This window comes from Flavobacterium sp. (genome assembly GCF_043720215.1).
Classification (GTDB): domain Bacteria; phylum Bacteroidota; class Bacteroidia; order Flavobacteriales; family Flavobacteriaceae; genus Flavobacterium.
In genome coordinates this window covers 1-13,685 of sequence record NZ_JAYSSZ010000094.1, presented here as the reverse complement: position 1 = coordinate 13,685, position 13,685 = coordinate 1, and the positions used below count along the sequence as shown (strand labels likewise).

The window sequence follows — 13,685 nt, the reverse complement described above, 5'->3', positions numbered from 1 at the left end:
TATTAAACCTAATACCTCCCAATATTTGTATTTTTAGATATTTGGTGTCGAAAATGTAATTGTTGGGGTTTGATGTGTTGAGATTGTTTTGCATAGCTGAAAATTATTTTATGCGTTAAAATGAATATTAAAAATAAGTACAAATATATATTTAACTGCATAATAAAACAAACATAAATTTCATTAAGTTGTATATTGTAGCTTATTTTATTAATTTTACTGCATTAATAACGATTTTATTATGACACAGACAGTTAGTTTAATAGCAAAAAACATAAAACACTTTAGAGATGTTAAAAATCTTTCGCAAAAAGAGATTTGTGCAGATTCTGGCGTACCACAAGGACAATACAGCCGTATAGAAAACGGAAAAGTAGAGCCCTCTGTTTCTACACTTGAGAAGTTGGCTAAAGTTTTTGGTGTTTCTATTTCAGAGTTTTTTAATTCAACTGATGTTGATATCAATCTTAATTTACCTCTTTTAGAAAAGTTAAAATTAATTGATAATTTAGACCCCGATGAGCAACAAGCGTTACTAAAAATGATTGACCTTGCTATTTCTAACAAAAGAATGAAAGATAATTTACAACAATTAATCTCCCAATAATATGACTTTACAATTTATACACGACAACAGAGGGAATACAACAGGTGTTTTTATTCCTATCGAGGAATGGCAAGACCTAAAAGGAAAATATACCGATTTGCAAAAAGAAGAGTCTCAAAACGCAACAGAACTTGCTTCGTGGCAAAAAGACATTCTTGACGAACGTTTAGACGATTATTACAAAAATCCTAATGATGTAGTAGATTTTGATACTACAATTGCCAATATCAGAAAAAGAATATGAGCCATACTTTTGTAAACAAACCCAAAGTAATTTTTGATATTGAAGATATTGTTGATTATTATAAAAGCATAAATCCCGAACTTGCCAACGCTTTTTTAGACCGAGTAGAAGAAGCCAAAAAATACATTGCCGACTTTCCTCTCGCTTTTCAGATAAAGTACAAAAACGTTAGAACCGTTCTTTTAGAACAATTTCCCTATCACATTCATTATATCGTTGATGATGCTAAAAAACAAATCGTTGTTCTTGCCGTGATTCACGCTTATAAAAATCCTAAAGATTACACGAATAGATAAATTTAAAGAACAAAAACCTAACTTTTTTTTTACGGTTAGACTCTTATATATTCAAATAAAACCTTAAAATAATCATGAAATACATTTCAATTTTCGCTTTTCTATTTCTTAATGTTAATGTTTTTTCCCAAGAAGTTAAGAAGGATACTACTAAAATAAATCAGATTACAGATATAATGGAATGGACAAAAGATGAAAATCATGCGTTTATTCAAAATTGTCTAAAAAATGCCCAAACAAATATGTCTAAAAAACAAGCCTTTGAATATTGTTCTTGCATGTTAATAAAAGTAACAAACAAATATCCATCACCAAAAAAAGCAACAAAATTAACCGCAGAAGACATTAAAAATATGGCTCTTGAGTGCTTAAAAAAAGAACATTAATACCGATGAATGGATAAATATTCATCAAAGTCTTTATATATGCCTTGAATTTCACCATCTGTATTTATTAGCACTTCCTTGTTCAAGTTATTTTTCAAAGCATAAAAAATATTTAAAGAATTTTTTTCTGAAAAATCAAAAGCTTCTTCAATTAATTTTACAATCATAGCTTTTAAATCACTTATTGAATCCTTTTCAAATTCAATAACAAATTCACGTCCATCAAATATAGATATTTTAAAGACTGGTGTTTTAAAAATCAATGTGTTAATAAAAAAGGGATTATGAATTAAAACAAATTCTTCTATTTTCTTCGTAAGTCCTTTAAAAGTATTTATTACCTCGGTTTCATTTAAAGAATAGGACTTATAAGTTTCACCTTCACCTAAATCAAAAAATAATTCTTCAATAATAATTTTATCAATATCTGAAATAGATAGTAATGTCTTTAATACATTAAAACCATTACAAGTAAATAAATACTGATCTTTTTTTTCAGTTAGATTAAGTAAACATTTACCCTCCAATTCTAAATTAGTTTCAATCATAGTAAATTTATTTATTTGTTGCATCATAAGCAGCTTCTCCTGCACTTGAACCTGCCATATAACCTCCTATAGAACCAACGAATCCACCAATTACACCGCCAATCGCTGCTCCAGGGGCAGCGCCAGCTCCAAAAAACCAAACACCTACAGCAGCACCGGCAGTGGCGCCAACACTAGCGCCAGCTTTACCGCCTAACCATGCGCCTGTCCATCCACCAGCTTGACTTGCTATAGCTTTTGGTTTATTGTCAGAAGTCGCTACATCATACACAGAGGCTACAACTGCAACGGGAACCAGTACTCTATTAACTATTTTTACAGCCTTGACTGTTCCTCTAATAATAGTTTTAGCTGAAGGTACTTTTATTTTTATTTGAGTGGTTTCATCAGGCGTGAAATGAGAATTTGCAGCACTTTTATTATAAAATGATTTACCATCCTTTACACCTCCTGCAACTTCACCACTAGCTTGTAATCTTTGACCTTCTTTATTATAAACATGAAAGTGATCTTTTCCTTCCCATCTTGGGGCTCCGTCTTTACCTTGATCAAAAGCTAATGTGGTTCCAGTTTCTTTATTAAACCATCTTTGAGTATGCCCTCTTTCAATACCCTCATTAGGCTTTATAGGAGTCCATATTTTAGTATCAATTTTTTCGGGAGAAGAAGGTATGTTTAATGGTATTTCATCACCAGGTCCTTCACCATTAATATCTATAAATTTAATTGGGTTATTAGCAGCATAACAATAAGGTGACATACTTGAATATTCACTCATCTTTGGGTCTAGGCTTAAAAATCTTCCAATACGTGGGTCATGCACGCGTGAACCAAAATCATAACTATTCCCCTCTCCCTTGAGTTCGTTGTCTAATTCCTTCCCATTAAACCCATAACGATATGAAGATGAGTTACCATGCCTATTTGGCACTAACTGACCAAAGGGGTCCAAGAAACTTAAAATTAATTCCTGTAATCCCCGTTGTAGAGAGCAAAAATATTGACCCTGAGAACAATACAACTCCCAAAACAGTTAGATAATAAACTATCTTTTTTTGTTTATCCAAAAGCATTTGTGTTGAACTTATAAAAAACAGAAAAAAAGCATGATACATCATATATCTCACACCGACTTCAAAAGAGGATAATTGTTCTAGGGTTAAGACTTTTTTTAGAGCATGTGCACCAAAAGCTCCTAAAACAATCGATATAATTCCAAAAAATAAGGCTGTGAGAATGATTTTTCTATTCATTTTTAAAAATTTTATTCAAAAATACAAAATGTTGAGACGTTATGACTTTAAAACTTTTTGACTTGCGACTTTTAGGTAACATTTTACTACATTTGCGTCACTTTTTTATATCCATACTAATGAGAAATATACTTATCATAGGAGCAGGAAGATCGGCTTCGTCACTTATAAAATACCTTTTAGGTAAATCTGAAAGCGAAAACTTGCATCTAACAATTGGCGATTTGTCTATTGATTTAGCCAAAAGAAAAACCAACAACCACAAGAATGCTACTGCCATTGCTTTAGATATTTTTGATGCAAATCAGAGAAAAACTGAAATTCAAAAAGCAGATATTGTTATTTCTATGTTGCCAGCTCACATGCATATTGAAGTAGCAAAAGATTGTATTGTTTACAAAAAACATATGGTTACTGCTTCGTACATTAGCGATGCCATGCAAGAATTAGATGCTGCTGCCAAAGAAAATAATTTGGTTTTTATGAACGAAATTGGACTTGATCCAGGAATCGACCACATGAGTGCTATGAAAGTTATTGACGAAATCAGGGACAAAGGCGGAAAAATGATTCTTTTCGAATCTTTTTGTGGCGGATTAGTCGCTCCTGAATCGGATAACAATCTTTGGAATTACAAATTTACTTGGGCACCAAGAAATGTAGTTTTAGCGGGTCAAGGCGGCGCTGCAAAGTTTATTCAAGAAGGAACATATAAATATATTCCGTATCATAAATTATTCCGTAGAACCGAATTTCTCGAAGTAGAAGGTTATGGTCGTTTTGAAGGTTATGCCAACCGTGATTCTCTAAAATACCGAAGTATTTATGGTTTAGATGATATTCTAACTTTGTATCGTGGTACAATTAGAAGAGTGGGCTATTCTAAAGCTTGGAATATGTTTGTACAATTAGGAATGACTGACGATTCGTATATAATTGACGATTCAGAAACCATTAGTTACCGCGATTTTGTGAATTTATTTCTGCCGTATCACCCAACCGATTCTGTCGAAATTAAACTTCGTTTGGCTCTTGGAATCGAACAAGATGATATCATGTGGGACAAATTGCTTGAACTAGATTTGTTTAACAAAAATAAAATCGTTGGTCTAAAAGATGCTACTCCAGCACAAATTCTCGAAAAAATATTGACCGATAGCTGGACTTTGCAACCGCAAGACAAAGACATGATTGTGATGTATCATAAATTTGGATATGAACTGAATGGTGAGCAAAAACAAATCGATTCTAAAATGGTTTGTATTGGCGATGACCAAACGTATACCGCGATGGCAAAAACAGTTGGTTTACCTGTAGCTATGGCGACCTTAGCAATTCTGAACGGGAAAATAAAAACACCAGGAGTGCAATTGCCTATTAAAGAAGAAGTGTATTTACCTATTTTAAAAGAATTAGAAGAATATGGTATTCATTTCAAAGAAACCGAAATGCCTTATGTAGGATACAATCCTGATAAAATTAGGACTTAGTCACTAGTTTGTCATTTCGACGAAGGAGAAATCTCATCAAAAATAGTTGTATGAGATTTCTCCTTCGTCGAAATGACAAATAAACAATTCTTTAATAATTTTGATTTTAGGATTTATTTTAAAACTAAATCTCTATTTTTACTTTAAATTATTAACTTATGAAGATAAATCAGTTACAAATAGAAATAGACGGTATCGACAAAGAGATTCTACGTGATTTAATGGTCGATGCTCGAAAACCAATTCTTCAAATTGCAAATAAAATAGGAATCTCTGGAGCAGCCATTCACCAACGGTTGCGAAAACTAGAAGATGCTAATGTCATTTCTGGATCAAAACTAATAGTAAACACAAAAGTTTTAGGTTACAGCACTATGGCATTTGTGGGCGTTTATCTTGATAAAGCGGCCAGAAACTCCGAAGCTGTTCGAGAACTTAAAAAAATACCTGAAGTTTTAGAATGTCATTATACTACTGGAAATTGGAGTATTCTAATTAAAATTATTTGTCGGGACAATGAGCATTTAATGAACTTACTCAACACAAAGATTCAAACCATAGACGGTGTTTCTAGAACAGAAACGTTTATTTCACTTGAACAACAAATTGAAAGACAAATACAGTTGTAAATAAAAAAATCCGCTTCTTTCGAAGCGGATTAGATTTAAATTTTAGTTGTTACTTACCTCCTATTCATATAAATAGAAACATAATACAACAACGTGGCAATAGATCCTAAAGCTGCTACGACATAGGTTCTTGCAGCCCATTTTAGAGCATCTTCTGCCCCAGCATATTCTGCAGGGTTAACCATATTTTTATTTTTTAACCAAGCTAATGCGCGATTACTCGCATCGTATTCTACTGGTAAAGTAACCAGTGAAAATATGGTTGTTGCAGCAAAAATTACAATTCCTACTAATAGCAATGCTGGAAAAGTTCTAATCATCAAGATTCCTGCTAATAATATCCATTGCATATATTTTGACGCAATATTTACAACAGGAACTAGTTTTGATCTAGTCGTTAACCATTGGTAACCCACAGCGTGTTGCACGGCGTGACCACATTCGTGAGCTGCAACGGCTGCTGCTGCTGCATTTCGTTGGTTATAAACCGCTTCACTCAGATTTACAGTTTTGTCCGTTGGGTTGTAATGATCTGTTAGTTGTCCTGGTGTCGAAATCACTCTTACATCACGAATTCCGTTGTCGGCTAACATTTTTTCAGCAATTTCCTGACCAGACATTCCGTTTTGCAATTGCAATTTAGAATAGTGTTCAAACTTACTTTTTAGTCGTGAACTTACTAACCAACTTGCTAGCATAATTGCTCCCGCTAATATCATATAACTCATTCCCATAATTTCTTTGTTTTAGTTTTAAAATTTAAAATTATAAAATAATTATCAATTTATGTACCAATTTTTTAGAATGTCAATTTGACGGTTATTCTTTTTAACCACATAGAAACATAGATTTTTCTATGCAAACTCATTCACATACAAAAATCTATGTTTCTATGTGGTTATATTGTTACTTACCCAACCAAGTTTATCACTTTCCCAGGAACAATAATCACTTTTTTAGGCATATTTCCGTCGAGTTGTTTGATAGTTCGCTCATCTTTCATGATGATTTCTTCAATTTGAGCTGGTGTTAAATCCAGAGGCAAATTGATTGTAAATTTCATTTTTCCGTTAAACGAAACTGGATATTCTTTATCGCTTTCTACTAAGTATTTCTCTTCACAAATAGGAAAAGCAACTGTCGAAATGGATTCAGAGTTTCCTAACTGACTCCATAGTTCTTCGGCAATGTGCGGCGCATAAGGCGAAAGAATAATGGCTAACGGTTCTAAAATCGCTCTTTCGTGACAGTTTTGTGTTCCTAATTCGTTGACACAAATCATAAACTGAGAAACCGAAGTATTGAAAGAGAAATTCTCGATGTCTTCTGTGACTTTTTTGATGGTTTTGTGTAACGATTTCAAACTGTCTTTCGATGGTTCGTTGTTGGTTACGATTAACCCATTATCATCAAAATACAAACGCCATAGTTTTTTTAGGAATCCGAAAACACCAGTAATTCCTGCGGTGTTCCATGGTTTTGATTGTTCGAGTGGACCTAAGAACATTTCGTACAAACGCAAAGTATCTGCTCCGTATTCTTCGCAAATCATGTCTGGATTGACCACATTGTATTTTGATTTAGACATTTTTTCGATTTCGCGACCGACGATGTATTTGCCATTTTCTAAAATGAAATCAGCTTCTGCATAATCTGAATATAATGGATGCTTTTTAAAAGCTTCGATATCCAATTCGTTTGTTATATCATTGATAACTGCTAAGTCAACGTGGATTGGATGAACATTCAAATCTTTAATTAACCCTTTTGAATATAATTTTTTAGAATCTTCACTTCTATAAACAAAAGCACTCATTCCCAAAATCATTCCTTGATTAATCAATTTTTTGAAAGGTTCTTCGGTTGGTGCATAACCTCTGTCTTTTAGGAATTTGTTCCAAAAACGAGAATATAATAAATGACCTGTGGCGTGTTCGCTTCCGCCAATGTACAAATCGACATTTTCCCAATATTTTAATGCTTCTGCAGAAGCAAATTCGTTTTCGTTATGAGCATCCATGTAACGCATCCAATACCAAGAACTTCCCGCCCAACCTGGCATCGTGTTTAGTTCTAATGGGAAAATAGTTATGTTCTCGACTGCGCTCGAACTGACAACTTGATTGGTTTCAGTGTTCCAAGCCCAAACTGTCGCGTTTCCTAATGGCGGTTGTCCGTCTTCGGTTGGTAAATATTTTTCTACTTCTGGAAGTTTGATTGGTAAATGTTTGGCATCAATCATTTGTGGTAAACCATTCACATAATATACCGGAAACGGTTCTCCCCAATAGCGTTGACGAGAGAAAACAGCATCACGCAAACGGTAATTTGTTTTTCCTTGTCCTTGGTTTAACGTTTCGAGTTCTGCAATAACTTTTTTGGTCGCTTCTTTGTAATTTAAACCATTCAAGAAGTCCGAATTAGCAATAATTACATTGTCTTTCGAGCCATACGCTTCAGTAGAAATATCGACATTATCGAAGATATTTTTAATTTCTGGCATTCCGTTTTGTCCTTTGAAGAAATTGGCAAAAGCATAATCTCTTTCGTCGCCACAAGGAACCGCCATCACGGCACCAGTTCCGTAACCTGCGAGTACATAATCGCCTATCCAAACGGGAATTGGTTCTTTGGTAAACGGATGTTCGGCATAAGCACCTGTAAATACTCCAGAAATAGTTTTTACATCGGCCATACGTTCTCTTTCGGAACGTTTTGCGGTTTTTTCGATATAGGCTTCAATAGCTGCTTTTTGTTTTGGAGTTGTGATTTTTGCCACCAATTCGTGTTCTGGTGCCAATGTCATAAACGTAACTCCGAAAATAGTATCGGGACGAGTGGTAAAGACTTCGATATTTTCCTTGTGTTCTTTCAACTTAAATGAAACCATGGCTCCTACTGACTTCCCAATCCAGTTGCGTTGAGATTCTTTGATACTTTCGCTCCAATCGATCTCGTTTAGTCCTTGTAGCAAACGTTCGGCATAAGCAGAAATACGCATACTCCATTGTGTCATTTTTTTACGAATCACAGGATGTCCGCCACGTTCTGAAACGCCATTTACGATTTCGTCATTGGCTAAAACGGTTCCCAAACCTGGACACCAGTTGACTTCGGTTTCGGCTAGATACGTTAAACGGTATTGTAATAGTATTTGTTGTTGTTCGTCTGATGAAAAACTGTTCCAATCTTGAGCAGAAAACGGAGCAATGTTGTCATCACAAACTGCGTTTAAATTAGCATTTCCCTCGTTTTCAAAAATGGAAACTAATGTCGAAATGTCTTCGGCTTTATCATTCGATTTGTTATACCAAGAATTGAATAATTGAATGAAAATCCATTGGGTATGTTTGTAATAATCGGCATTTGAGGTGCGCACTTCACGACTCCAATCGAATGAAAATCCTATTTTATCTAGTTGCTCACGGTAACGGGCAATGTTTTCTTTAGTCGTTTTGTCTGGATGTTGCCCAGTTTGTATCGCATATTGTTCGGCAGGAAGCCCGAAAGAATCATAACCTTGTGGATGCAATACATTGAATCCTTTGTGGCGTTTGAATCTCGCTACAATATCTGATGCGATGTATCCTAACGGATGCCCAACGTGTAATCCTGCTCCTGATGGATAAGGAAACATGTCTAAAACATAATATTTGGGTTTGTCTGACGTATTGCTTGCTGCAAATGTTTGATTGTCTGCCCAGTGTTTTTGCCATTTGGCATCGATTTCGTTTGGATTGTATTTCATTAAAAAAAGTTTCTAAGGTTCTGAGATGCAAAGACTCAAAGGTTTTGTAAAATTCTGACACAAAAATGATTTGTCTTTTAGCCCTGATGGAAGTGGAAATCCTCGCCATTTTTCTTGGCGAGATTGTAACAACAGCAGGAAAATGAATTGCAAAAATGCGCAAGCCATTCGCTTCAAATACTTCGATTATGCTCAGTATGTCATTTTTATTGCGACAAATTTACATTTATTATAAGAAAATGGAAAGTTTGAACGTTAATAACTTTAAATAAAGAAATTCTTTATTATTTTTACCCAATAATTTTATTAAGTATGAGTTCTTCTTTCGATAATTTTCAAAAACGTAGATTAATCACGTCTTATTTTTCGGTAGTGTTAAGTGTTTTCCTTGTGTTGTTTTTGCTTGGAATGTTGGGTCTTTTTGTTGTAAATTCTAAAAAATTGTCAGACGATTTTAGAGAAGGAATCGCAATGTCGGTTTATTTTAAAGATGAAGCAAAAGACACGACTTTAGCCAACTTTAAATCGGAATTGAAGGCTTCGAAGTATGCTAAAACATTTACTTATGTATCGAAAGATGTTGCTGCTAAGCAACATACCGATATTATTGGGGAAAATTTTCTCGAGTTTTTAGGTATGAATCCTTTGCAAAATTCTTATGATATACATCTAAGAGCTAATTATGTAGTGGCAGACAGTATCACAAAAATTGAAAGCAAATTGCGTGAAAATACAATGATTTCTGATATTGTTTACGACAAGCAATTGGTAAATATGGTAAACGACAATGTGAAAAAAGTAAGTTTGTGGATTCTTATCATTAGCGGTCTTTTTTGTGTGATTGCCGTTTTACTTATCAATAGTTCGATGCGTTTGTCGATACATTCCAACCGATTTATCATAAAAACCATGCAAATGGTGGGCGCAACAAAATCATTTATTAGAAAACCTTTTCTTTGGCGTGGTGTAAAACTGGGTATGATAGGTGCCGGAATTGCTATTGCTGCTTTGCTTGGTGTTTTATTTTATATTGATTCTAATTTTCCTAATCTTGGAATTTTTAATGATAAATTGACAATTGTTGCTATTTTATTAGGTGTTTTTGGTATTGGAATTTTAATTACTTTACTAAGTACTTATTTTGCAACACAACGATTCTTAAATTTAAGAACAGACGATCTTTATTAATTTACCCTTCGACTACGCTCAGGGTGACAAAAAATAAAAAAATGGAAAATAAAGAACAAGGATTTCTTTTTGAAAAAGTAAACTATAAAATTTTATTAATCGGTATTGCAGTTATTGCAGTTGGATTTATACTCATGTCTGGTGGCGGAAGCGATAACCCAGCAGTTTTTAATGCCGAAATTTTTAGTTTTAGAAGAATTAGATTAGCGCCAACAATGGTTTTAATTGGTTTTGGGATTACGATTTATTCTATTTTGAAAAATCCTAAAAAGTAATTCATGGAAATTCTTCAAGCTATTATCATAGCCATAATTGAAGGTCTTACTGAATATTTACCAGTTTCTTCAACTGGACACATGATATTTGTAAGTTCTTATTTTGGGATTCAAAATGATGATTTTGTCAAATTATTTCAAGTTTCTATTCAGTTTGGAGCCATTTTGGCTGTTGTAGCTTTGTATTGGAGAAAATTTTTCGACTTTTCTAAATTTAATTTTTTTATCAAATTGGCTTGTGCAGTAGTTCCTGCACTGATTTTAGGAAAATTATTTGATGATAAGATTGAAGCTGTTCTTGGAGATCCTATTCCAATTGCCATTGTTTTAATACTTGGTGGCGTTATATTATTATTTATCGATAATTATTTTCAAAACCCTACAATTATACAAGAAGAAGACATTACTATAAAGAAAGCTGTAACTATTGGTTTTTGGCAATGTTTAGCCATGATGCCTGGAACTAGCCGAAGTGCCGCATCTATTATTGGCGGTATGCAACAAGGATTGTCACGACAAGCTGCTGCTGAGTTTTCTTTCTTTCTTGCCGTACCAACGATGCTTGCTGTAACTTGTTATTCTGTTTTTTTGAAAACATACGAAAATTCACAAATGAAAGGTTATGAATTGGTTTTGAAATCGGACGAAAACATCAAAATATTCCTTATTGGTAATGTTGTTGCTTTTATAGTTGCGGTTTTGGCTATCAAATTTTTTATCGAAATCATCAAAAAATACGGATTTAAACCTTGGGGTTGGTACCGAATTATTGTGGGTTCATTTCTATTGATTTATTTCACTTATTTAAAATAATTAACCTTGCTTACTCCAGAAGATTACTTAAACGGTCAAGTTTTACTGATAGACAAACCCTTAAAATGGAGCTCTTTTCAAGCTGTAAATAAGCTAAAATATGCGCTTATAAATAAATTAGGTTTACCCAAAAAATTTAAAATTGGTCATGCGGGAACTTTAGATCCATTAGCAACGGGATTGTTGATAGTTTGTACGGGGAAATTCACCAAAAGCATTTCCGAAATACAAGGTCAAGCCAAAGAATATACCGGAACTTTCTACATTGGTGCCACAACGCCATCATATGATTTAGAAACCGAGATTGATGCTACTTTCCCAACAGAACATATTACCTCCGACTTAATTCACGAAACAGTAAAACAATTTTTAGGTGAAATAGACCAAAAACCGCCTGTTTTTTCAGCAATTAAAAAAGATGGTGTCCGATTATACGAACACGCTCGTGCTGGTGTTGAAGTTGAAATTGCTTCTAGAAAAACACAAATTCACGAATTCGAAATTACTCGAATTGCCTTGCCAGAAATCGATTTTAGAGTCGTTTGTAGCAAAGGAACTTATATTCGTTCGTTAGCTTATGATTTTGGATTGGCTTTGCAATCCGGTGGACATCTTACGGTTTTAAGAAGAACAAAAATTGGTGATTATGATGTAAAAAATGCCATCGATGTTACTTTGTTTGATGAGTCAATTGTTCCAAATGATGCATCAAAGTAGTTAATTCATTCTGAGTACTCAATCCTTTGTCGTGCAAATACCACAATTGTAATTCTGCTTTAGCTGTTTCATCAATAACACCATATTGTTGTTTATAACTGCGTATTAATTTCGTTGCACCTTCTGGTCTTGGCCCCCAAGTTCCTTTGAGTTGCAAGGTTTCTTTTTCAAGGATTATAAGTTTTGGTATTGATTTGCTTCCATTGGTTAAAAACATATTCATTAACGATTTGTTTTCGTCTCTAAACAGTAATTTCAATTCTATATTGTTTGATGCATTGGCCATTTTATTAAAAATAGGAACTAGTTGAGCTGCGTCACCACACCATCCTTCAGCAAGAACCAACCAATAATATTGATGTTTAAGAGAATTCAATTCTTGTGAACTTTCAATTCCTACATGAATTGTTTTATCTAATCTATTCATTCTAGTTTCGTTCAACTTGCTGTACATAAGTAAATCGTCGGATTGCTCGTCTCCAGTAGATTTATCCTGTCTAATTAGTTCAGAAATGATGTTTCGATATTCTGAATAAGAGAGTGAATTTATAAAACTTTTAGCTATAATTGTCTTCATATAATCTAAATTGGAATAGTAAATTTACAAATAAATTTAAAACAAATTCTTACATTTGAAAAAAACTCTTTTTTATGAAAAATCGTTGCACTTGGTGTTTGTCTTCCGATTTATATAAAGAATATCACGATAACGAATGGGGAAAACCTGTTTATGATGATGCAACTATATTCGAGTTTTTAATTCTTGAAACTTTTCAAGCGGGTTTAAGTTGGATTACTATTTTGAACAAAAGAGAAAATTTTCGATTGGCTTTTGATGCTTTCGATTATAAAAAAATAGCAGCTTATTCCGAAGCAAAACAAGAAGAATTATTACAAAATCCAGGTATTATTAGAAACAAGCTCAAAGTAAAATCGGCGGTGACAAATGCGATTGCTTTTATGGAAATTCAAAAGGAGTTTGGTAGTTTCAGCAACTATATTTGGGGTTATGTAGATGGGAAACCGATTGAAAATAAGCCAAAAACACTAAAAGACGTTCCTGCAACCTCAGCAATATCAGATGCTTTGAGCAAAGATTTAAAAAAACGAGGCTTCAAATTTGTAGGTTCAACGGTAATGTATGCGCATATGCAAGCCACAGGAATGGTAAATGATCATGTGGAAGATTGCTGGACAAGAAGTTAGTTATTTAGATTCCTGACCTAAAAAAATAAAATGTTCTCAATCTTTATGGCTGTTGCTGACTAAATAATCCGAAAACTTCGGTTTTTCAGTGACTTCAAAGCTACAAAGCAAACTTTAAATTAAGCCCAAAACCCTCAATAATGTAAAACCTGCATTTACAGTAGTGTGTGTTTTTATTTTACTCTTTGTCTTGTCCTAAAATAGCGATACATAAATTCATCGTTATGGAAAACACCCAGGAACCTCGCTATGTAAAGCGTACCCAAAAAGACTACAGTATGTCTT

At 33.7% G+C, this 13,685-nt stretch carries 17 protein-coding genes; 11 read left to right on the top strand and 6 right to left on the bottom strand.

Annotated elements, in window-relative coordinates:
- The first annotated feature begins 241 nt into the window (after nt 1-241).
- From ACHZC3_RS04550 to ACHZC3_RS04535, 4 genes are all read left to right on the top strand, one after another.
- Entirely contained in the window at nt 242-607 is a 366-nt protein-coding gene (locus tag ACHZC3_RS04550) for a helix-turn-helix domain-containing protein (RefSeq protein WP_394758697.1), read from the top strand.
- A gap of 1 nt (nt 608) precedes the next feature.
- Nucleotides 609-851: a hypothetical protein gene (locus tag ACHZC3_RS04545; RefSeq protein WP_394758696.1), complete on the top strand. Its 243-nt coding sequence runs from the start codon at nt 609-611 to the stop codon at nt 849-851.
- Nucleotides 848-1,147 (top strand): type II toxin-antitoxin system RelE/ParE family toxin, encoded by a 300-nt coding sequence (locus tag ACHZC3_RS04540; protein ID WP_394758695.1) that lies wholly within the window; start codon nt 848-850, stop codon nt 1,145-1,147. Before ACHZC3_RS04545 ends, ACHZC3_RS04540 begins: the two co-directional genes overlap by 4 nt.
- 74 nt (nt 1,148-1,221) lie before the next feature.
- On the top strand, nt 1,222-1,533 hold the full coding sequence (locus tag ACHZC3_RS04535) for a hypothetical protein (protein ID WP_394758694.1): 312 nt from the start codon (nt 1,222-1,224) through the stop codon (nt 1,531-1,533).
- Here the strand turns inward: ACHZC3_RS04535 and ACHZC3_RS04530 are convergent.
- Genes ACHZC3_RS04530 through ACHZC3_RS04520 form a run of 3 tightly spaced genes read right to left on the bottom strand, consistent with a single transcriptional unit; the run spans nt 1,530 to nt 3,334 of the window.
- The gene (locus ACHZC3_RS04530) at nt 1,530-2,081 is read right to left on the bottom strand and encodes a hypothetical protein (RefSeq protein WP_394758693.1); all 552 of its coding nucleotides are present in this window, start codon (nt 2,079-2,081) and stop codon (nt 1,530-1,532) included. The two genes, ACHZC3_RS04535 and ACHZC3_RS04530, sit on opposite strands and share 4 nt — an antisense overlap.
- Nucleotides 2,082-2,088: 7 nt before the next feature.
- Nucleotides 2,089-3,033, bottom strand: coding sequence for an RHS repeat-associated core domain-containing protein (locus tag ACHZC3_RS04525; RefSeq protein ID WP_394758692.1), 945 nt, complete (start codon nt 3,031-3,033; stop codon nt 2,089-2,091).
- The gene (locus ACHZC3_RS04520; RefSeq protein ID WP_394758691.1) at nt 3,002-3,334 is read right to left on the bottom strand and encodes a DUF423 domain-containing protein; all 333 of its coding nucleotides are present in this window, start codon (nt 3,332-3,334) and stop codon (nt 3,002-3,004) included. Before ACHZC3_RS04520 ends, ACHZC3_RS04525 begins: the two co-directional genes overlap by 32 nt.
- A 119-nt stretch (nt 3,335-3,453) precedes the next feature.
- On the opposite strand from ACHZC3_RS04520, the gene ACHZC3_RS04515 reads away from it, so the two are divergent.
- Together ACHZC3_RS04515 and ACHZC3_RS04510 are read left to right on the top strand one after the other, a co-directional pair.
- The gene (locus ACHZC3_RS04515; RefSeq protein WP_394758690.1) at nt 3,454-4,824 is read left to right on the top strand and encodes a saccharopine dehydrogenase family protein; all 1,371 of its coding nucleotides are present in this window, start codon (nt 3,454-3,456) and stop codon (nt 4,822-4,824) included.
- Between the two features lie 158 nt (nt 4,825-4,982).
- Complete coding sequence (locus tag ACHZC3_RS04510; protein WP_394758689.1) at nt 4,983-5,453, top strand: Lrp/AsnC family transcriptional regulator; 471 nt, start codon at nt 4,983-4,985, stop codon at nt 5,451-5,453.
- 53 nt (nt 5,454-5,506) lie between these two features.
- Here the strand turns inward: ACHZC3_RS04510 and ACHZC3_RS04505 are convergent, their stop codons facing one another.
- Together ACHZC3_RS04505 and leuS are read right to left on the bottom strand one after the other, a co-directional pair.
- Nucleotides 5,507-6,187 carry a zinc metallopeptidase gene (locus ACHZC3_RS04505; protein ID WP_394758688.1) on the bottom strand — a complete coding sequence of 227 codons (681 nt, stop codon included), beginning with the start codon at nt 6,185-6,187 and terminating at the stop codon, nt 5,507-5,509.
- 176 nt (nt 6,188-6,363) lie between these two features.
- The gene (gene leuS, locus ACHZC3_RS04500; protein ID WP_394758687.1) at nt 6,364-9,201 is read right to left on the bottom strand and encodes a leucine--tRNA ligase; all 2,838 of its coding nucleotides are present in this window, start codon (nt 9,199-9,201) and stop codon (nt 6,364-6,366) included.
- Nucleotides 9,202-9,513: 312 nt separating this feature from the next.
- Here leuS and ACHZC3_RS04495 point away from each other — a divergent pair, with 312 nt between their 5' ends.
- From ACHZC3_RS04495 to truB, 4 genes are read left to right on the top strand one after another with little or no spacing between them, the layout of a single operon-like run.
- On the top strand, nt 9,514-10,389 hold the full coding sequence (locus ACHZC3_RS04495) for a cell division protein FtsX (protein WP_394758686.1): 876 nt from the start codon (nt 9,514-9,516) through the stop codon (nt 10,387-10,389).
- 41 nt (nt 10,390-10,430) lie between these two features.
- Nucleotides 10,431-10,664, top strand: a complete 234-nt coding sequence (locus ACHZC3_RS04490; RefSeq protein WP_394758685.1) for a DUF3098 domain-containing protein — start codon at nt 10,431-10,433, stop codon at nt 10,662-10,664.
- A gap of 3 nt (nt 10,665-10,667) precedes the next feature.
- A complete protein-coding gene (locus tag ACHZC3_RS04485; protein ID WP_394758684.1) occupies nt 10,668-11,477 on the top strand; it encodes an undecaprenyl-diphosphate phosphatase in 810 nt (269 codons plus the stop codon).
- Nucleotides 11,478-11,483: 6 nt separating this feature from the next.
- Nucleotides 11,484-12,194, top strand: coding sequence for a tRNA pseudouridine(55) synthase TruB (gene truB / locus ACHZC3_RS04480; RefSeq protein WP_394758683.1), 711 nt, complete (start codon nt 11,484-11,486; stop codon nt 12,192-12,194).
- On the opposite strand, the gene ACHZC3_RS04475 is transcribed toward truB, so the two are convergent.
- The gene (locus tag ACHZC3_RS04475) at nt 12,148-12,771 is read right to left on the bottom strand and encodes a thioredoxin family protein (RefSeq protein ID WP_394758682.1); all 624 of its coding nucleotides are present in this window, start codon (nt 12,769-12,771) and stop codon (nt 12,148-12,150) included. The two genes, truB and ACHZC3_RS04475, sit on opposite strands and share 47 nt — an antisense overlap.
- Before the next feature lie 74 nt (nt 12,772-12,845).
- On the opposite strand from ACHZC3_RS04475, the gene ACHZC3_RS04470 reads away from it, so the two are divergent.
- A complete protein-coding gene (locus ACHZC3_RS04470) occupies nt 12,846-13,400 on the top strand; it encodes a DNA-3-methyladenine glycosylase I (protein ID WP_394758681.1) in 555 nt (184 codons plus the stop codon).
- Nucleotides 13,401-13,685: the final 285 nt, after the last annotated feature.